Origin of the sequence: Streptomyces ficellus, from assembly GCF_009739905.1 — a bacterium.
GTDB lineage: Bacteria > Actinomycetota > Actinomycetes > Streptomycetales > Streptomycetaceae > Streptomyces > Streptomyces ficellus_A.
Genome location: NZ_CP034279.1, coordinates 4,182,560 through 4,201,795, shown reverse-complemented (window position 1 = coordinate 4,201,795; position 19,236 = coordinate 4,182,560). Strand labels below are relative to the sequence as shown.

General features: G+C 69.7%; 16 protein-coding genes. 11 read left to right on the top strand and 5 right to left on the bottom strand.

The genetic code is table 11. The features are described from left to right. Positions 1–142 precede the first annotated feature (142 nt). Entirely contained in the window at positions 143–2,863 is a 2,721-nt protein-coding gene (locus EIZ62_RS18920; RefSeq protein ID WP_167536392.1) for an NACHT domain-containing protein, read from the bottom strand. A gap of 776 nt (positions 2,864–3,639) precedes the next feature. Between EIZ62_RS18920 and EIZ62_RS18915 the strand changes: the two genes are divergently transcribed. The 7 genes from EIZ62_RS18915 to EIZ62_RS18885 all read left to right on the top strand — a co-directional run bounded on the left by EIZ62_RS18915 (position 3,640) and on the right by EIZ62_RS18885 (position 9,624). Next, positions 3,640–5,307 carry an MFS transporter gene (locus EIZ62_RS18915; RefSeq protein WP_156693836.1) on the top strand — a complete coding sequence of 556 codons (1,668 nt, stop codon included), beginning with the start codon at positions 3,640–3,642 and terminating at the stop codon, positions 5,305–5,307. An 18-nt stretch (positions 5,308–5,325) separates the two neighbouring features. After that, positions 5,326–5,859 (top strand): hypothetical protein, encoded by a 534-nt coding sequence (locus EIZ62_RS18910; RefSeq protein WP_156693835.1) that lies wholly within the window; start codon positions 5,326–5,328, stop codon positions 5,857–5,859. Between the two features lie 163 nt (positions 5,860–6,022). After that, positions 6,023–6,220, top strand: a complete 198-nt coding sequence (locus tag EIZ62_RS18905) for a hypothetical protein (protein ID WP_156696479.1) — start codon at positions 6,023–6,025, stop codon at positions 6,218–6,220. A 320-nt stretch (positions 6,221–6,540) separates the two neighbouring features. Next, positions 6,541–7,197, top strand: a complete 657-nt coding sequence (locus EIZ62_RS18900; RefSeq protein WP_156693834.1) for an HdeD family acid-resistance protein — start codon at positions 6,541–6,543, stop codon at positions 7,195–7,197. A gap of 211 nt (positions 7,198–7,408) precedes the next feature. Next, positions 7,409–7,876 carry an SHOCT domain-containing protein gene (locus EIZ62_RS18895; protein WP_156693833.1) on the top strand — a complete coding sequence of 156 codons (468 nt, stop codon included), beginning with the start codon at positions 7,409–7,411 and terminating at the stop codon, positions 7,874–7,876. A 27-nt stretch (positions 7,877–7,903) separates the two neighbouring features. After that, a complete protein-coding gene (locus tag EIZ62_RS18890; protein ID WP_156693832.1) occupies positions 7,904–9,376 on the top strand; it encodes a diacylglycerol/lipid kinase family protein in 1,473 nt (490 codons plus the stop codon). After that, complete coding sequence (locus EIZ62_RS18885; protein ID WP_156693831.1) at positions 9,373–9,624, top strand: LapA family protein; 252 nt, start codon at positions 9,373–9,375, stop codon at positions 9,622–9,624. The genes EIZ62_RS18890 and EIZ62_RS18885 overlap by 4 nt, the downstream gene beginning before the upstream one ends. Positions 9,625–9,706: 82 nt before the next feature. On the opposite strand, the gene EIZ62_RS18880 is transcribed toward EIZ62_RS18885, so the two are convergent. The 3 genes from EIZ62_RS18880 to EIZ62_RS18870 all read right to left on the bottom strand — a co-directional run bounded on the left by EIZ62_RS18880 (position 9,707) and on the right by EIZ62_RS18870 (position 14,812). Then, positions 9,707–10,369, bottom strand: coding sequence for an adhesin (locus EIZ62_RS18880; protein WP_156693830.1), 663 nt, complete (start codon positions 10,367–10,369; stop codon positions 9,707–9,709). A gap of 70 nt (positions 10,370–10,439) precedes the next feature. Then, positions 10,440–12,110 carry an MFS transporter gene (locus tag EIZ62_RS18875; RefSeq protein WP_244376229.1) on the bottom strand — a complete coding sequence of 557 codons (1,671 nt, stop codon included), beginning with the start codon at positions 12,108–12,110 and terminating at the stop codon, positions 10,440–10,442. Between the two features lie 419 nt (positions 12,111–12,529). Further along, a complete protein-coding gene (locus tag EIZ62_RS18870; RefSeq protein WP_244375791.1) occupies positions 12,530–14,812 on the bottom strand; it encodes a D-alanyl-D-alanine carboxypeptidase family protein in 2,283 nt (760 codons plus the stop codon). A gap of 179 nt (positions 14,813–14,991) precedes the next feature. Between EIZ62_RS18870 and EIZ62_RS18865 the strand changes: the two genes are divergently transcribed. From EIZ62_RS18865 to EIZ62_RS18855, 3 genes are all read left to right on the top strand, one after another. Continuing rightward, on the top strand, positions 14,992–15,720 hold the full coding sequence (locus EIZ62_RS18865; protein WP_156693827.1) for a GOLPH3/VPS74 family protein: 729 nt from the start codon (positions 14,992–14,994) through the stop codon (positions 15,718–15,720). A gap of 279 nt (positions 15,721–15,999) precedes the next feature. Next, complete coding sequence (locus EIZ62_RS18860) at positions 16,000–16,866, top strand: helix-turn-helix domain-containing protein (RefSeq protein WP_156693826.1); 867 nt, start codon at positions 16,000–16,002, stop codon at positions 16,864–16,866. A gap of 307 nt (positions 16,867–17,173) precedes the next feature. Continuing rightward, on the top strand, positions 17,174–17,374 hold the full coding sequence (locus EIZ62_RS18855; protein WP_156693825.1) for a DUF397 domain-containing protein: 201 nt from the start codon (positions 17,174–17,176) through the stop codon (positions 17,372–17,374). Between the two features lie 75 nt (positions 17,375–17,449). Here EIZ62_RS18855 and EIZ62_RS18850 read toward each other — a convergent pair whose 3' ends face one another. Continuing rightward, positions 17,450–18,298, bottom strand: coding sequence for a hypothetical protein (locus EIZ62_RS18850; protein WP_156693824.1), 849 nt, complete (start codon positions 18,296–18,298; stop codon positions 17,450–17,452). 54 nt (positions 18,299–18,352) lie between these two features. On the opposite strand from EIZ62_RS18850, the gene EIZ62_RS18845 reads away from it, so the two are divergent. Further along, positions 18,353–19,135 (top strand): SDR family oxidoreductase, encoded by a 783-nt coding sequence (locus EIZ62_RS18845; protein ID WP_156693823.1) that lies wholly within the window; start codon positions 18,353–18,355, stop codon positions 19,133–19,135. The last annotated feature ends 101 nt before the right edge of the window (positions 19,136–19,236 follow it).

The window sequence follows — 19,236 nt, the reverse complement described above, 5'->3', positions numbered from 1 at the left end:
ACGCCTAGCAGCTCGGGTTGATGGTGGGAGAAACCCGCTGTGGCTGGGGCGGTCGGCTCCGCGGCTTTAGCCACCTCCCCGGTCCGGGTCCCGCGCCCCGCTCCACCGACCTTGGTTACGCGTCGCTGGATACATCACGACGTCATTGAGCCCGTGTTCTGCCTCGCACCAAGGAAAAATCACCTTGTGCCCAACGTAGAAAGAAATCGAAATGCTCAGGCCTTACGAGATCAGCATACTTGTGGAGAACCTCAACTGGGCTGGCTCCGAAACGAACTCGAGTAAGGTCTTTAAGAAAGGGTGGCAGATCGCCATCGGCAAGCGATGCATGTTCACCTTCCACACCGTAAATCCAAAATAGGACCCTACATGCTGTCACATTCTTACCGTTGGACAGGTGAGCCGGAAACAACAGGGCACCATGACGGCCATCCGTCCAAGGAGTCGGACGCGAGAGCAAGAAGTCGATAACTTCACCGGCAATTTCCTCCACCTCCGCCTCGAGCCAGCGATCTCGCACATACGCGACTTCGAAGATCAAGTTTCTATGCATGCGCGTCCAATTTACGTTGTAATCAGGCGAGAAGAAGAGGGCGGTACCATGCCACGTCACAGCCTCCCGGATGGGAACAAATCTGAGTAGCACACAAACAACGGCCGCCCGAATATCCTCTGGCGCCATACGTCGCAAGGAATCTTGCAGCGTGACTGCATTCATCCTATCCTGGCGTGCCCAGAAATCTCGCACATCATGAACCGCATACCGTGGCAACCATTCGCGCATCGAAATTGCCCACTTGATCTCGTCAAAGCTAGCCAGATCCCCACTGCACCGGAGTAGCTCATCCGAAACAACATGCCTAGTTTCGGTGGCGCACATACCGAGTCCGGCCCAGGCAGCCACGACCATGTCGATATTTGCTCCCTGACTTAGATCCAGCGAGCGGAGCTGGCGAACAATTTCTCGAACCACCGCAGGCTTAAGCGCAATGAACTCGAGAATACGCGCACAAAACGTGACCAGGGCATTTCGGTGCCCCTCTTCCCTGACCGTTCTTGCCTCAGCTAGCGCCATGGCTACAAAGTCATTTGCGGCATTTCCCAGCCTTTCATCCAAGAACTGAATAGCCAACTGGGCGGTTACGTCCCACGTCTCGTTTTTTAGGCACTCGCGCAATTCGCGATATAGGCCTGGCGCGTCACCGTTATCTCGAACCAACTGCCTGGCGGAGAAATACTCGAGAAATGTGCGGTGAGTAAACGAGTAAATTCGCTCACCTTCTGGATTGGTTCCTACGTCCGTAAGCACCCAGGCGCGACCTCGGCAGTACTCTACAAAGGCACGCGCCGCTGCATCTGCGCTGTCCCGATCCTCGTATCGCTCCTCAAGCAAGAAGTCTGATGTGAAACGGACCAGTTCGCATTCCGTCATCCCTGAGGAATCATCAGAAGTTCGCAGCATCGTCAGAGCCAAACTGAACATGGCGAACTGGATGCCGCGCTCAAACGGCTTTACGACTGAGATACCCCGCGATGCATCCCACCTTTCAAACAGGAACTCTGAACACCTTCGGTAGAGATCCGGCCGGTTTCGCGGAATGTACCCTTCTCCCCTGTATAGAGCGCACATCAATCCCAACATCAGGGGGTTTGAGATCAGATCGGAGGCGTGCTGCGCCTCGACCATAAACCGGCGTGCCAAGTCGGCTCCGGATTCATGGGAGTCCCCTCGCATGCGGCCAAACCACTTATTCACGTATGACCGTTGCTGTTGGGTGTCGAACGGCGATAGGAAGTAGGTGAGGAAAAGGTGGTCGTCAAGAGGCGCCATCTCATATCCGACACGGCGTGAGGTCACAAGAATTGGAGTAGTGGGATAAGCGTGCGCAAATGCCTCTACTGCATCGACAATCTGGGTGCGGAGGCTCGTGTCGGTCAACTCGTCAAGGCCATCGAAAATTACTACAGCTCGACCGTTGAGAAGGAGATACTCAATGCATCCGGTCGGCGCCTTGGTGGAGTACAAGGCAGCGCACTGCTTCTCCAGAAATTGTACAATCGATTCCTTTGCGTCACGAAAACGGTTCGCGTAATCGTGAAGAACCACGCGCAAGGGGGTTTGCGGAGCTGAAACCGTACCCCTGCCACTAGCAACGTCTAGCGTCAGCTTCAAAGCAAGCGTCGTTTTCCCGCCTCCTGGATCCCCCAGAATTACTACTCGATGAGCCTGAGTTACAGCGTCGCGAACTGCTAGTCCGCCCGACCGCAGGGGCTCTCGATCGAGTCCGCGCAGCAGACTAGGCTCGACGAATAGATCCTCGAACGGGACGCGAGCGCCTGACTCTGTCTGTGCAGGTCGAATTCGACCATGAACCAGCGCGCATTGACGAGAAAGCTGACGACTGAACTCGTCGATGTTCCTCATGTCGAGTAGCTGTGTGTGCAAGTCAGCATTCCTTGCTGCTGCTGCAACATACGAGGCGATAATTTCAGGCGTGTATGCTCGCTTCTTTACGCCGCCTTCCTTTTGATGCCGCGTCACCTCCCTCCATGCAATAGCCCGGATTTCATGGAAGAGGGCGTCAGTAACTGTTTCGAGGTCGGTATCCGGCACCCCGGCATACCGGCGCATCTGCAAGCGAAGAGTGTCCCGCAGCTTGGACAAATGGGGGCTAGGGTCTGTCGAGACACACGCTGCGATTGCCACCTGGTAGCAGATATTCTCGAATTCCGCAGTAGTTGTGAACTCGAGCATTCGGTCTCTGTCGTAGGCGGAGAGATTTCGCAGCGCTTGATCTACATTTGCGGCGCCGTCGAAGGTCACGGTTTCGGCGCGCTTCGCAATAGCGCGTCGTTCACGCATGCCCCTGACCCCTCCTGCCAACAGGGGCGCCACTGCCCGACCGGCAGCGGATCCCACGGCACTGACGACACCTGCAGAGAGCGGATCCGGCATTGTTCCCCCTTGAACGTGCGCCTGATTGGAGGTCAGGCTACGCCCACGTACGTGGCGGCACTGGGGTTTCTGGCCAGTTCGAACGAACCGAACGCCCGCAGTACGCGTTCAAAGTCGACTACCGAGACAGAGACCGGAGATAGCTCCTACCGGGCAGACGAGGGCCAGCGGCCTTCCACTCTCCAGTCGGGAAGATGGTGGCGCGAGGACCTGTCGCCGACTGTGGCACTGTCCCCGGTCGGCCCGTCTAGACGAAGAGGAGGGACGGCTCATAGGACCCGCCGCTGTAACTCTGTCCGCCTCTCAGCTCTTGCGGTCCTGACATCGACGGCTGACATCAACGAGGGCGCACAGCCGCATCCGCGAGCGACCCAACACGGCGGTTGGACGTCCTGGTGTGCGTATGGCGCGGCACCCTTGATCGAACTCCTGAAGCGGGTGTCGCAGGTTCGAATCCTGCCGAGGGCACCAGCGACAAGACCCCGGACCGACCACGGTCCGGGGTCTTTGACATCCACGGAAGGGGGCGCTCCCCCGCGGAGGGTGAGGCGGACGGCGCCGCGTTCGGGTCCTATGGGGGGAACGTACCCCGGAACGTGTGACGGGAGCGGCGCGGTGCGGGGCCTTCGCGGCCGCGGCGTCGGTGCCCCGGCGTACCGGCCGACCTGGCGAGGAGTGACGACGTGAAGCGCTGGCGGGCGTTGGGAGTCCTCGGTGCGGCCCAGTTCCTGATGGTTCTGGACACCTCCGTCATGAACGTGTCGATCAGCCAGTTGGTCGAGGACTTCGACACGGAGGTCACCGCCATCCAGGCCGTCATCACCTTGTACGCCCTGGTCATGGCCGCCTTCATGCTCATCGGCGGCAGGCTGGGCGACATCCTGGGGCGGCGGCGCATGTTCCTCACAGGACTGGCCGTCTACGGTGTCGGGTCGGCGCTGACCGCGGTGGCGCCCACGCTGTGGGTGCTCACGCTGGGCTGGTCCGTCATCGAGGGGCTGGGGGCGGCCATGGTGCTGCCGGCCATGGCCGCCCTGGTCGCCGAGTCGTACCGCGGACGCGACCGCGCCGTCGCCTACGCGGTCATCGGCGGCCTCGCCGGAGCGGGCATCGCGGTCGGTCCGCTGCTCGGCGGCTGGATGACCACGTACCTCACCTGGCGGCTGGTCTTCGCGGGCGAGGTCCTGGTCGTGGTGGTCGTGTTGCTGTGCCGGCGGGTGATCGCGACGCCCGCCCCGGCCGGACCCCGGCCCCGGATGGACGGAGTGGGCGCGGTGCTCTCCGCCGCCGGGCTGGGGCTCGGAGTGCTCGGAGTGCTGCAGAGCAGCACCTGGGGCTGGGTGGAGCCCCGCAACCCGCCCTTCACCGTCCTCGGCTTCTCTCCCACCCTGTTCGTCGTGGGCGCCGGGCTGGCCGTGCTGGCCGTCTTCCGGTTCTGGGAACGGCGGCGGGAGGGGCGGGGCGCGGCCCCGCTCGTACACCTGGCTCTCCTGAGCAGGCCCGTGCTGCGGGCCGGTCTGACCACGCTCCTGAGCCAGAACCTCATCCTGCTGGGCCTGTTCTTCGCCATCCCGTTGTATCTCCAGGTGGTCCAGGGCTTCGACGCCTTCCAGACCGGGCTGCGCCTGCTGCCCGTGTCCGTCACCATGCTGGTCACCTCGCTGTGCGGGTCCGCGCTGGGGCGGAAGGTGGGGCCGCGCCGGGTGGTGCGGTGCGCCCTGGTGATCCTCGCGGGCTCCGTCGTGTGGCTGCTCGCCACCATCGACCCGGTCATCGACGACGCGCAGTTCGCCGGGGCGATGGCCGTGCTGGGCGTGGGCGTGGGCCTCCTCGCCTCGCAGCTCGGCAACATCGTCCAGTCCGGCGTCGGCGAGGACGAGCGCAGCGAGGCCGGCGGGCTCCAGTTCACGTCGCAGAACCTGGGCTCGGCTCTGGGCACCGCCCTCATCGGGTCGATCCTGATCGGCTCCCTGGCCCATGCGTTCACCACCCAGGTCGCGGACGACCCGCGGCTGTCCCCGGCGGCCCGTGAGCAGGTCGGGGTCCGTCTGGAGGCGGGCATCACGTTCGTCTCCACCGATCAGGTGCGTTCCGCGGCCGAACGGGCCGGACTGCCACCGTCCGAGGTCGACGCCGTCACCGACTCCTACGCGTCCGCCCAGCTGGACGGGCTGAAGGCGGCGATCCTCGCCACGGGAGGCGTGGCGCTCGCCAGCTTCCTGGTCACCACACATCTTCCGACCGCCCGGCAGGGCCGCCCGCCCGCACCCGGCGCACCCGGCTCCGGCCCGGGCCCGGCGGGGACGGCCGGACCGACCGGACCGACCGGACCGACCGGGTCGGCGGGCTGAGCGGGGAAGGAGGCCCCGGTGGCCGGAGACACGAGCGGGGCCGGGCAGGCCACGGACCGGCGTGCGCGCCGGGCCGAACACCGGGCGCACGCGGACTACACCGGCGGCGTCTACGGCTCCATGCTCGCCGCCTCCGTGATCATCGGCGCCGGCTCCCTGGGGGCCTTCCCCCGTGCCGAACTGATCCTGCTGCTGTTGCTGACGAGCCTGGTGTTCTGGGTCGCCCACGTGCACGCCGAGTTGTTCGGCGCACGCCTGGCCCGGCGCCCCCCGGACCGGCGGGTGATCCTGCGCGTGTGCCGTGACGAGTGGCCGATCGTCAAGGCCGCCGTACCGCCGGCCGTGGCCATCGCCGTCAGTCCCGTGCTGGGGCTGGACGTCCCGGGCTCCCTGTGGCTGGCGCTGTCCGTCGCCGTCGCGGGACAGGTGGGCTGGTCCGTCGCCGCGGCGCATCGCGCGGGCGCCTCACGACGGCTGATGGTCACCACCGCGTCGGTGAACGTGCTGCTCGGCCTGGTGATCGTCCTCGTCAAGATCGCACTCACGCACTGACGCACTGACGCACCTGCCCGGTCAGCGTTGCGGTCGGAGTCACCTGTACCGGGTGAGGCCGCCGCAGGGCGGCGAGCGAGACACTCGGAGCAGAGACAGCACCGCCCGCGCCCGTGTCCCGGACGGTGCACCGAGCCTGTCCGGCGTGGTGGAAGGACCGCTCGTGCGCTACGAGATCAGAGTCGAGGGACACCTGTCGGAGACCCTGGCCAACGCGTTCCCGGAGCTGGAACACGTGGCCATGTCCGGCCAGACCGTCCTGTTCGGCACAGTGATCGACGAAGCTCACTTGTACGGGCTGCTCACCCGCTGCCAGTCGCTGGGGCTGCGCGTCATGGAGATGCGGCAGGTTCCGGAGTGACGCCAGTGACGCCAGTGACGCCAGTGACGCCAGTGACGTCAGCCGGTGACATCGGCCGCGTGACATCGGCCGCGTGACACCGGCCGACGGGGTGGCGGCCGACGGGGTGGCGGCCGACGGGGTGGCGGCCGACGGGGTCACGGGCCGCGCCGCCCCACCGCCCCGCGGGCGCGGCGATATCACCCGCGACGGGTGACCCCGGCCGCCGGTGCGGGCCCCGACGCTGGAACGGACACGTACATGTACTCCCCGTGCATGTACTCCCCGTGCCGTCCCGGCAGGACGGCCCGGCGGCGACCGGCCGATCCCAGGGAGGCGCCATGACCGTGCCGCGTGATCCGGCACCCGCCGGCCAAGGAGACCCGTCCGGCAGGGCGGCCCCCGCCGCGGTGGGCGACCCCGCGTACACGCTCGCCAGACTCGGACGTTCCTGGACCTGGCTCCTGGGATCGGCCGTCACCACGCTGGTGCCCGGCGTCCTGGTCCTGGTCTGGCCGGAGGCGACGCTGCACGTCCTGGCCGTCCTCGTCGGCCTGTACCTGCTGCTGACCGGCGTGTTCCGGTTCGTGGCCGTCTTCGCCCGCGAGGGACACGAACGGCTGCCCGGACTGCTGCTGGCCGTGCTGTGCGTGCTGGCGGGAGTCCTGTGCCTGCGCAACCCGCTGCAGACGATCGCCGCGCTGTCGCTGATCGTCGGCCTGGTCTGGCTGGCGTCCGGCATCCTCACCCTCTTCACGGCCCTCATCACCGAGAACCTGCCCCACCGCGGCCTCGTCATGGGCATGGCTGTGCTCGCCGTCATCGCGGGGATCGTGGTCCTCGCGCTGCCCACCGAATCGGCCCGCGCCCTGACCCGGCTGCTCGGCCTCTGGCTCATCCTGCTCGGCCTGGCCGAGGCCGTGGTCGCCCTGGGCTGGCGGTCCGCACTCCGCGAGGCCCGCCCCCGGAACCCGGGCTCACCCACGGCCGGGCCCTGAACGCCATCCACCCAGAACCCGGGCTCACCCACGGCCGGGCCCTGAACCCCCCCGACCCGGGCCCTGAACGCGACCGGCCCGGGCCTGAACGCGACCGCGACCGGCCCGGCGCCCCGGTCACCCGTGCCGGGTGATGTCACACGGCCGGTCGCGTGACCACTCTGAAGCGGTACGGAACGACGCCGGGCCACGCCCGGAACGGAGGACGGACATGAGCGCGCAGACCTATCTCGCGTACGACTTCCCGCTCTTGGGGGCCTTCTGGACCATGCTGATGGTCTTCCTCTGGATCATGTGGTTCGTCCTGCTCTTCCGGATCGTCTCCGACATCTTCAGGGACGACGAACTGAGCGGCTGGGCGAAGACCGGCTGGCTGGTGTTCTGCATCCTCCTGCCCTTCCTGGGCGTCTTCGTCTACGTGATCGCCCGCGGCAAGAACATGGGCCGCCGGGAGATCGCGCAGGCCCGTGCGCAGCAGGAGGAGTTCAACGCCTACATCCGGAAGACCGCGGGCGGCGACGGGTCCAGCAGCGTCGACGAGCTGGCGCGGCTCTCGGAGATCCGGGACCGGGGCGCCATCACGGACGAGGAGTTCCGCAAGGCGAAGGAACTGGTCCTGGCCGGCCACGGTGCGGCGGAACACGGGGGCACGCACGGCAGCGGTACCTCCGCCCGCTGAAACGACGGCAGACACAGGGGTCGACAGGTGGGGTCACGACACCGCAGGCCGAACGGAGCACCGGAGGCGGGTGTCCGGGGCGACCGCGGTGCCGCGTACGCCCGCGTCGCCGTGCTGCTCCTGCTGGGCGGCGTCCTGGCGCCGCTCATCGCCGCCGGTCTGCGCAGCGTGCTGTGGGTGCTGGTCGGCGTCGCGGGGCTGGCGGTCGCGGCCGTCGGCGTGTGGTGGGCCCTGGCGCACACCGGTCCCGTCCGCATCGCCGGCACGGTTCTCGCGGTGGCCGCACCGCTCACCGTCCTCGCGCTGTACGCCACGGCCGACCTGCTGGGCCCCGCCCTGCTGTCGCTGGGCCTCCTCGTCCTGGCCGTCATCACGGCACGCTCGGCCCTGGCCCCTGCTCCCACCACCTCCGGGCAGGCCGCCGCGGCGCCCCGCCGGCCCTGGGTGCTCATGAACCGCAGGTCCGGCGGCGGCAAGGTGGACCGGTTCCACCTGGTGGAAAAGGCACGGGCCGCGGGGTGCCGTGTGCACGTGCTCGAACCCGGCCAGGACGTCACCGCCCTGGCCCGGCGGGCCGTCTCCGACGGAGCCGACCTGCTCGCGGTCGCGGGCGGCGACGGCACCCAGGCCCTGGTCGCCGATGTAGCCGCACAGCACGACGTGCCGTTCGCGGTGATCCCGGCCGGCACCCGCAACCACTTCGCCCTCGACCTCGGGCTCGACCGGGAGGATCCGGTGGCGGCGCTGGAAGCCCTGACCGGGGGCGTGGAGATCCGCGTCGACCTCGGCTACGCCGCGGACCGCGTCTTCGTCAACAACGCCTCGTTCGGCACGTACGCGTCCGTCGTCGACGACCCCGCCTACCGGGACGCGAAAGCCCGTACGGTCTGGCAGACCCTCCCCGGGCTGCTCACCGGCGAGAACGCACCCGCGTTGCGGATGACGGCCGACGGGCGGCGACTCGACGGTCTCCAGGCGCTGCTCGTCAGCAACAACCCCTACGGAAGAGTCGTCGACGTGTCGCACCCGGGACGCAGGGAGCGCCTGGACACCGGCCTCCTGGGAGTGGCGTGCGTCCGGGTCGGCAGCACCGCCGAGGCGGCGCGCCTGGCGAGCCGGCCGCGCTCCGGGGGCCTCGTCCGGCTCAGCGCCGACGAGGTCGCCGTCGAGACCGACACCACCACCATGCCGGTCGGCATCGACGGCGAGCACGTCGTCCTGCCCTGCCCCGTCGTATGCCGCATCGCGCCCGGAGCCCTCCGGGTCCGCGTGCCGCGCCACCGCCCCGGTGCGTCGAGGTCCCGCGGGGCGGCGGCCGACTGGCCGCGTGTGGCCCGGCTGGCGTTCGGCCGTCCGTCTCCCCGCCGGGAGGAGCCCGGTCCGGCCGGGGGCGGCGAGGCAGGTGAGCCGCCCGGCGGGCCGGGTCCGTTCAGTGGCGCGACCCGTGCGCCGAGGGAACGCTGGACGTGGGGGCCGATTGGATGGAGGGACACCTCATGACTCGGACAAGCACAGACAAGGCGCACAAGTCGTCGTTCTTCTCCCGCCCCGCTGTCCGCCGGCTCCTACCGTTCGTCCTGATCACCGCGATCGCCCTGGTCTTCATCTTCGAGAACCGTGCGAGTGTCGAGATCCGCCTTCTCGTTCCCATGGTGACCATGCCGTTGTGGGGCGCTCTCCTGATCGCCTGGGCCCTGGGCATGCTCGCCTGCCTCTTCACCGTGCGACGACGGTCGAACCGGCATTGACGACCGTGCGAACGTCGCCGCGCCGGGGGCCCGCGCGGAACGCCGCCCTGGGGCCCGCCCCTGGGGCCGGGGGCCCGTGCCGTCACTCCTTGCACGTCAGCCGCAGTTGGGCCGCCGCGTGGTGGGCGCCGGTGAGGGAGCCGGCGCCCCAGTCGCGGCCGCGGTCGGTGAGGTGGACCGTGAAGACGGGGGACTTGACCGCGTAGCTGCCGACCTGGACCAGGGTGCCGCGGTGCACGGGCTGGCGGACGCCGAAGACGGCGTACGTGGACTTCGGGTCGGCCGCGTCGGCGAGTACCCGGTAGATGGTCGGGTTGCCCGCGACATCGATGTCGCGCGGGCCCTTCGGGACGTACACCGCGAGCGCGCACTTCGTGTAGTCCCGGCCGACCGGCCAGGTCCAGGTGGCGGTGCCCGTACCGTCCCGGTCGGGGCTGCCGGACATGGGCAGGGCGGTGAACCTGCCGTCGCAGCCCTCACCGCGGAAACCGCCCGACGCCACCGTGTACCAGGCAGCGTCGCCGTTCTCGAAACGGCCGCCCTCCCGGTAGGTCGTGCGGGTCGCGCACCCCGGGCCCGCCCAGGCCGTGTAGACGGGCGGGCGCGACGGGGCCAGGCGGGAGGGCAGGCTTCCCGCGGGCAGCCGGTCGCCGTCCGGGTCGGTGCCCGGGCGGGCCTCACCGCCCAGCAGGGCCACCGTCGCGATCAGGCAGCCCGCGGCCACGACGACTCCGACTCCCAGCACAGTTCGCACTCTCGCCATGCGCGACCACTATGCAGCGCGACTCGCGGTAACCGTGAGGGCCGGCACGAGGTCAGCGCAGTTCCTCCGGGCAGGGCGTACCGCGCGGGAAGATCTTGTACGGGGCGGCCAGCCGGTACACCCCCGGCTTCGGCGCGAGCAGCTCCGTCCACTCGTCGCCCTCCCCGTCCTCCTCCGCCTTCAGCAGGCAACCGTGCGCGTTGAGGAAGACCTTGGGGTCCGCCTCGCGCTCCTGGGAGGCCTTCGTCTCCTGCGGCGGCTCCACCTTCTTGCCCTCCTCGTCGAGCAGGGCCAGCCACGGCGAGTACGGCACGCGGATCAGCACCCGGCCCGCCGTCCGCACCCGGATCGTCACCTCGCCGGCGCCCGCCCGGTCCACCGTCGCCGGCGGATCGGCCAGCGGGGTCGGGTCCTCGACCGCGAACAGCCGCCAGTTGGCGTCCGACCACACCGGCCGCAGGTACGGCTGGCCGTCCTTGACCAGCTCCGCCTCCTGCTCGGCGCCGGTGTCCGGATCGCCCTTGGGCAGCACCACGTAGTGGACGGCCCAGCGGTGCAGCCAGTCGCGGTAGGTGGCGGAGTTGAGCGTGTCGTCGTAGAAGACGGGGTTGCGCTCCATGTCCGCCTGACGGTTCCAGCCGCGGGCCAGGTTGATGTACGGGGCCAGCGCCGACGCCTCCCGGTGGCTGCGCGCCGGGACCACCTCGACGCGCGCCTTCTCGGCGCCGAGCTGCTGCAACTGGTTGATCAGCGGCGCGGCCTCCCGCGCCCACGACGCGTCGGGCGCGGTGCGGACGATGTCGTCGACGCTCTTGAAGCCGATCCACACGTTCAGGACGGTGAAGGCGAGGACAAGCGCGTACCACCTGCGGGTGCGGCGGGCCGTGTACGGCAGCGCGGCCAGCAGCACGACCCCGGCGAACAGCATCGGCAGCCGCGAGACGTTCGACCCGATCTGCGAGTCGATCAGCCAGGTGAGGAGCGTGCCCAGCGCGTAGACGGCCGCGCCGGTACGGACCGTCCGCCAGTCCTCCGGCACGAGGACGAGGACGAGGACCCCGAACGCGAACGGCAGCATCGTCGAACCGAACGACATCGGCTGCGTACCGGAGAAGGGGAACAGCCACGACGACAGCGCCACGACGGCGACCGGCGCGAGGCCGAGCGCGTACGCGCCGGGGCGACGCTTGTTGAGGAACAGCGCCGCCGCCGCGACCCCGAGGAAGAGCCCCGCGACCGGGCTCGCGGCGGTCGCCAGCCCGGCGAGCGGCGCCGCGACGGCGGCCTTCGCCCACCGCTTCGTCCGCCACCGGTACGGCCAGCAGAACACCGCCGCGACCGCGCCCAGCGCGAACGTCATGCCGAGGCCGAAGGTGACGCGGCCGGACAGCGCGTTGCACAGGAACGCGAACACCCCGGCCAGTGAGCACGCCAGCGGATTGCGCACGGCCCGCACCCGCACCAGGATCAGCGCGGTCAGCGCCGCCGACGCCGTACCGGCGATCATCATCGTCGTACGCACGCCGAGCAGCGACATCAGGTACGGCGACACGACGCTGTACGACACCGGGTGCATCCCGCCGTACCAGGCGAGGTTGTACGCGGAGTCGGGGTGCCGTCCCACGAACTCGGCCCACGCGTCCTGCGCGGCGAGGTCACCGCCACTGTTCGCGAAGGCGAAGAACCACACGATGTGGGTCAGCGCGGCGAGCCCCGTCGCCAGCGTGACCGGGTGCCGGAGGAACCCCCCGCGGGATGCCGTGCGGGGCGCTGGGCGGGGTGCCTCGCGGGGCGCTTCGGAGTCGCCGGGGGTGGCCGGGTCACCCGGGGACGCGGGCACCACGGGCGCGCTCGGGCTCCCGTGCGTCCCGGACGCCTGGGGTGCATCGAGTCCCGCGGACGCCTCGGGCGCCGCTGCCGGTGGCCTTATTCGCGCCCGGGAAGTCGGGGCGCGTTCCTCCCGGGTCGGCTCAGCGCTGGTCGGCTCAGTGGTGGTCACTGCGGCTCTCTGTCCTCTGCGTCGTCCCCCACGCCCTGCCACGTGCTGTCTGCGAAGACGCCGTCCCGGCGCCATCCGTTGCCTGAACGTGTCCGGACGCTAACACGGGGGCGCCCCGGAAATCCGGGGCGCCCAGAGGGGTTTCAGCCGATACGTGCGAGCTTGTCACCGAGGCCGGGTTCGGCCAGGGCGCTCTGCAGGGCCACCGGCACCCGGACCTGGCTGGCGCCCTCGCCCACGGTCAGGAAGCCGACCCGCGTGCCGGCGGGCGCCGAGTGCGGCAGCGCGCGGCCACCGTTGCCCAGCTCCAGCTTGACCGTCAGGCCCGACCAGCCCACGACCTGCACGTCCTTGGTCGCGACCACCGGGGTCGTACCGCCGAGGCCGTCGTCGACATGGCCGACGACATCGCCCTTCTTGACGACCGTCTGGCTCTCCAGCAGCTCCTGCGTGGCGATCATCGCCTCCTTGCTGGCGGCGATCGCGCTGCCCAGGATGGGCGTCTTGTACTGGGCCAGGACGGCGCCGACGATCAGCTGGTCGGTGTCCCCGACCTTCTTGTGCGCGGCGAAGAGCAGGTTGCCGCCCGCCTTGGTGGTGCTGCCGGTCTTGATGCCCAGCGCGCCGTCGTACGGGACGAGGTCGTTGTAGTTGCGCCACTTCTTGCCCGACGGGTCGGTCCACCAGGGCATCGCGGTGATCTCCACCAGCGCGGGGATCTCCACCAGCTTCTCGCCCAGCTTCACCTGGTCCTCGGCCGAGCTGACCGTGGTGTGGTTGAGGCCCGAGGGGTCGGTGTAGGTGGTGTTCTTCATGCCGAGTTCCTTGGCGGTGGCGTTCATCTTCTCGACGAACGCCTTCTCAGAACCGGCGTCCCAGCGCGCGAGCAGCCGGGCGATGTTGTTGGCGGAGGGGATCATGATGGCGGCGAGCGCGTCGTACTCCGAGATCTTGTCGCCGGCCTTGACGGTGTTCAGCGTCGACTCGTTCTGCGCGTCGTAGCCGCCCTCCTTCTCGGCCAGCGCGTCGATCTCGATCATCGGACCCTTGGTCCCCTTCTTCAGGGGGTGCTCCTTGAGGATCACGTACGCCGTCATCGCCTTGGCGACGGATCCGATGGGCACGGCCTTCTGCTCGCCGAACGAGTCGACGTGACCGAGACCGGTCGCCGACATGTAGCCCTGTCCCTCGCCCGGCCACGGCAGGGACGGCTTGCCGCCCTTGAACGTGTAGGACGGGGTCGCCGTCATCGTGAGGGAGGGCGCGGGCAGCGGTCGTACGAACTGCACGATCGCAAAGATGATCACCAGGAGAAGGGCGAGCGGGGTCCAGATCTTGATGCGCCGGACGACCGTCCGCACCGGGGTCTCCGGCGGGGGCGGCGTGTTCGTCAGCTCGGCGAGCATGTCGAGCGGCGGCCGGGGCGGCAGGGGCTGCTGCTTGGTCCGCTCGGGCTCGGTGAGGGAGGCGGGCGTCTCCGGCGCGGCCTTCGGTGTCGTCTTCGGTGCCGCCTTCGGTGCCGTCCCAGGACGGGCCGCGGACTCGGCGGCCTGCTGCGCGGCGGCGGACTCGGGGCGCGGCGGCGGCTTGGGCCCGGCCTGCTTCCCGCCGGGGCGCACGTCATCCGCGCGCAGCGGTACGAACTTGCTCGTCCGCTCGGCGGGCGACTCCTCCTCGGCGGCGGCACCGGCGGCGCTTCCCGCCGCGGGCGTGACCGCCTTCAGCATGGCCGTCGGCTGGTCGACGGGCTTGCGCTGGACGGCCTTGAACACGGCGGTCGGCTGGTCGACGGGCGGCTGCCGCTCCTCGTCGGCCGCGCTCTCGGACTCGCTCTCGGGCGCGCTCTCGCTCTCGGGCTCGCCCTTGTCGCCGGAGTCGCTGGGCTCGGCGTCGGCGTCGGCGTCGGCGTCGGGCGTCGACTCGGCGGCGGAGGACTCGGCCGCCTCGGCGGGCTCCTCGGCGGGCTTTTCAGCGGGCTCCTCGTCCGCCTCCGCGTCCGTACCGGAGGCAGCAGGGTCGTTTCCGCCCGGGGCCTCGGCCTTCGTCACCCACGCCGCCACGGCGTCCCGCAGCCGGGCGTCACCGTCACGGTCGGCGCCGCCGCCCGCCGGAACCGCTTCCCCGGAGCCGGCGTCCTTCAGGTCACCGTCGTCCGGATCACCGTCCTCCGAGGAGGCACCCTCCGCGGAGGCCTCCTCCGACGCGGCACCGTCCGAGGAGGCACCCTTCCGGTCACCGTCCTCCGGGCCGTCCGCGGCGCTCGGAACCGCCTTGAACACCGCCGTCGGCTGGTCGACCAAGCGCTCTGCGTCCCCGTCCGGCGACACCTTGTCACCGCGCACGGCCAGCCTGGGATCGCGTTCGTCCGAAGCCGTCTCCCCCGGCGACTTCTGCTGCTCCGACTTCTCGGGGGACTCGCCCGCCACCGTGCCTCCTGCAATCAACGCGTTGCCCGAACCGTGTACCAGTGTCCTGTGTGAGCGCTTGGCTCCCGTGCTAGACGAGAACGACATACCTGCCGGTTCCCATACGAAGCACCCAGGCGCTCTCGACAGACCAATGTGAGAGGGGTCACCCTGTCATTCATCCACGCGGGGAGGCATGGATGGGCAGGAGCCGCAGAACACTTCCGGAGGAGCTTCTGCTGCTCGCTCTGGACCCGGCCACGGGTACCACAGCGCAGCCGCAGTCGCTCGACCTCGGCCTGGCCGGAGCACAGCTAGTGGAGCTGGCTCTGGCAGGACGGATAGCCCCTGACGGGGATCGTATCGCCGTGGTGATGCCACGGCCGACCGGAGATCCGACACTGGACTCCGCTCTCGAGCTGTTGCGCAGGCGCGGCAGCCCGGTGCGGGCCGTCCACTGGATCGGCGGGCCCCGGCTGGGGCTGCGCCAGACGTATCTCTCGCATCTGGAACGGTGCGGCATGGTGCATGCCGTCGAGGGCCAGATGTGCGGGGTGCTGCCGACGACGCGCTACCAGGCGACGGAGACGGCGATCAGCCGGGAGATCAGAGCCCGGCTGGACAGTGCGATCCGCACCGGTGTACCGCCGGACCCGCGGACCGCGGCGCTCGCCGCGCTGGCCCACGCGGTCGGTCTCGGCAAGCACCTCTACCCCGGCAACGAGGGGCGTTCCTCGCGCTCCCGGCTCCGGGACCTGATCAGGCACGACCCGATGGGCGGTCTCGTGGCGCACGCCGTGATGGACGTCCAGAACGGCGTGGGCGCACAGCCACGCCGCGGCTCGGGCGCCGGAGGCGGTGGTCGCACGGCCATGCCGATGCAGCCGCAGTCACGGAGCGGATCGATGGCCCGCGTCGTGGCGCACTGAGCAGCACCACGGACACGAGCGACACCGGGACGGGCGACACCGCACCACCGGCAAGGCGGGAACGAGCACCAGGCGCACACCCCACGAGCGCGCGGGGCGGTCACGACAGCCGCCCCGCGCGCTCGCGCGTGCCCGCGCACGTGTCCGCACGTGCGTACGCAGAGGGGCGCGTGTGGCCATTTTCCAGCGCGCAAAGCCCATTGGTGGCAGTCTGCTGAGCAGTAGATACGCAGAGCTACGCCAGCTACCGCAGCCAAACAGCCGGAGGTGCAGTTTCCCGTGCCGTCCAACGTCAACCCCACCGTCAGGCGACGCAGATTGGGCCAGGAGCTGCGCCGGCTGCGTGAGCTCAAGGGCATGACGGCGGAGGAGGTGGCGGAGCGACTGCTCGTCTCGCAGTCGAAGATCAGCCGCCTCGAGAACGGCCGCCGCTCCATCAGCCAGCGTGACGTACGCGACTTGTGCGGGGTGTACGAGGTCGAGGACCACCGTATCGTCGATTCGCTGATGCAGATGGCCAAGGACTCGCGCCAGCAGGGCTGGTGGCACGCGTTCGGCGACATCCCGTACAGCGTCTACATCGGCCTGGAGACGGACGCGGCCTCGCTGCGGGTGTACGAGCCGCAGGTGGTGCCCGGGTTGCTGCAGACCCGGCAGTACGCCGAGGCGCTGATCACCGGCGCCCTGCCGGAGTCGACGCCGGCCGACATCGACAAGCGGGTCAACGTCCGGGCGCGCCGCCAGGAACGCATCAGGGACGCGGAAACGCCACTGCGCCTGTGGGCGGTGATCGACGAGTCGGCGCTGCGCCGGGAGGTCGGCGACCGGCAGTTGATGATCGAGCAGCTGGAGCACCTGGTCGAGCAGTCCCACCTGCCGCACGTCACCGTGCAGGTCCTGCCGTTCAGCATGGGCGCGCACCCGGGCATCAGCGGCCACTACGCGATCCTGGAGTTCCCGGACGCGTCCGACTCGTCGGTCGTCTACATCGAGGGTGTCACCAGCGACCTGTACCTGGAGAAGGCGAACGACGTGCAGCGGTACAGCGTGATGTACGAGCACCTGCGCGCCCAGGCGTTGAACGTGGAGCAGACGCGGCAGTTCATCGGCGGGGTGATCAAGAGCTATACGGACGCGACTGCGTGAGGCCACGGGTGCCGTGAGGCCACGATTGTCGTGGGGCTCCTGACGCCGCGAAGGCGGCTTTATGGGGATGCTTGCTCATCCGTCGATCTCCGCCCGGTTCGAGGGGATTGACCCAGCCCGCCGGGGAAGAAGCCGGTACGGTACACCCCGACCGGCTTCCAGCGGAAGACCCGCATGGAATATGCCATCCGGTCGAGTGAACGCCCGTCCCGCGCGCAGATCCGGACCAGTAGCGTCGATCACGCCAGCCTGCAGGTCAGGCCGGTGTGAGTCACTGCTGTCACAGTCGAGAACCGGAGCGGAAAAGATGGCAATCATTCAGGGCGCCACGGAGAACTGGACCAAGTCCTCGTACTCCGGCGGGAACGGCGCGTGCGTCGAAGTGAAGTCCCCCGTCGTCGCGTCGATCGCGGTCCGGGACTCGAAGGCCCCCGCCGGTCCGTCGATCACCTTCGTCCCCGAGTCGTGGAACGCGTTCGTGCGCGAAGTGAGCTCGGGAACTCTTTGAGCCTGTCCCTCCCCGCGTCACCGATGAGCCCTCTCGACTGGTCCGCCGTCCCGGCCGAGGGGGCTCGGTCGTGCGCTAACGCAACTCGTCCACGTACCGGTCCGTGCCCGGGACCGTGGGGATGAAGGGGGCGACCAACTCCGTGCGGCCCCAGGTGCCCGCTTGCGGGGCGCCCAGGGTGGTGAAGTGGTCGTGCCAGCAGGCGCGGGGGTCCTGGTCGAGGAACCAGAGGAGGGTGAGGCGCGAGTCGACGCCCTCGACCTGCTTGACGTAGGTCATCCGGTCGCCCGGGAGGGGCGTGGGGCGGAAGACGGCGACCATCGCGGCCGGGGAGCCGGCGAGGCGCCGGGGCAGGTGGTCGGTGCGGAGCCAGTGCAGCAGTTCGGCGCGTGGGGCGGGGCCGTCGGTGTCGATGACCTGGAGGACGAGGCCGGCGTAGGGGTGGTCGAGCGCGTGGTGGTCGCGGGGGCCGGTGGCGCCGTCGCGGTAGACGGTGGCCGCGTGGTCCTGGAACGCGGTGAAGACGTGGGTACGGGCCTGGTGGACGCGCCCGTCGCGGTTGAGGCGCTTGTTGATGGCGACGGTCCACCTCATGTGGTCGTCGTAGCGGCCCTCGGTGATCCAGTACGTGGAGAGGTAGCAGCCCGCGGTCACCGGCACCGCGACGGCGGACTTCTCGGGGGTGCGCAGGAGTTGCAGCTCGCGGGTGGCGACCCAGCGGCGTCCCGCGTAGATCCACGGCATGGCCATGGCGCCCGCGTAGAAGTGGTCGTCCTCGTACCAGCGGTTGTAGGCGTGTTCGTGGCCGGGGTGCGGCTCGACCATGGTGATCAGGGCGTGGCCGGGGCGCACCCCGTAGGGGCCCACGGCGGCCAGCCGCGCGTAGTCCTCGCCGGTGTCGTCGCCGTTGTCGTCGTCGCTCATGCGCCCTACTCTGACGGTTCGTCAGATGAGCCACCAGAGCCGGGGAGGCACCGGATGACGCTGCGCGACAGGACCGTGATCGTGTCCGGTGTCGGCCCGGGCCTGGGCCACCAGGTCGCCGCGGCCGTCCTGCGGGACGGGGGCAACGTGGTGCTGGGCGCCCGCACCGAGGCGAACCTGGCCGCGTGCGCCGGCCGGATCGACCCCGAGGGGCGGCGCAGCGCGCACCTCGCCACCGACATCACCGACGAGGGGCGGTGCGAGGCGCTGGCCGCGCTCGCCGTCGCCAGGTTCGGCGGGATCGACGCGGTCGTGCACGTGGCGGCGTACGACAGCCACTTCGGCGGGCTGGAGGACGCCGACTTCGGCGCCTGGCGGGACGTGCTGGACGTCAACCTGCTGGGCACCCTGCGGATGACGCGCGCCTGCCTGCCGGCGCTGAAGAAGCGCGGCGGTTCCGTGGTCCTCATCGGTACGCAGTCGGCGGTGGCCGCGCCCTCCGAGGTCCGGCAGGCGGCCTACGCGGCGTCCAAGGGCGCGCTGACGTCCGCGATGTACTCGCTGGCCCGCGAACTCGGGCCGTACCGGATCCGCGTCAACACCGTGGTCCCGGGCTGGATGTGGGGTCCGCCGGTCCAGGGGTACGTGCGGTACACGGCCGAGACCGAGGGCACACCGGAGAGTGAGGTGCTGGGCCGGCTGACCGGGCGGATGGCACTGCCCGAGCTCGCCACGGACGCGGACGTGGCCGACGCGGCGGTCTTCCTCGCCTCCGACCACGCCCGCGCGATCACGGGCCAGTCGCTCCTGGTGAACGCGGGCGAACTCATGCGGTAGGCCCACCCCGCCAGGAGCCCGGCTCCAGGGGCCCGGCGCCAGGGGCCCGGCTCCAGGGGCCCGCCCCGCCGAGGGCCCGCCCCACCGGTGCGGGCCCGCCC

Bases quoted from the DNA above. Each gene is read 5' to 3' on its own strand.
- EIZ62_RS18920 (WP_167536392.1), bottom strand. From the start codon at position 2,863: ATGCGTGAACGACGCGCTATTGCGAAGCGCGCCGAAACCGTGACCTTC.
- EIZ62_RS18900 (WP_156693834.1), top strand. From the start codon at position 6,541: ATGACCGTGCCGCGTGATCCGGCACCCGCCGGCCAAGGAGACCCGTCC.
- EIZ62_RS18895 (WP_156693833.1), top strand. From the start codon at position 7,409: ATGAGCGCGCAGACCTATCTCGCGTACGACTTCCCGCTCTTGGGGGCC.
- EIZ62_RS18885 (WP_156693831.1), top strand. From the start codon at position 9,373: ATGACTCGGACAAGCACAGACAAGGCGCACAAGTCGTCGTTCTTCTCC.
- EIZ62_RS18865 (WP_156693827.1), top strand. From the start codon at position 14,992: ATGGGCAGGAGCCGCAGAACACTTCCGGAGGAGCTTCTGCTGCTCGCT.
- EIZ62_RS18855 (WP_156693825.1), top strand. From the start codon at position 17,174: ATGGCAATCATTCAGGGCGCCACGGAGAACTGGACCAAGTCCTCGTAC.
- EIZ62_RS18850 (WP_156693824.1), bottom strand. From the start codon at position 18,298: ATGAGCGACGACGACAACGGCGACGACACCGGCGAGGACTACGCGCGG.
- EIZ62_RS18845 (WP_156693823.1), top strand. From the start codon at position 18,353: ATGACGCTGCGCGACAGGACCGTGATCGTGTCCGGTGTCGGCCCGGGC.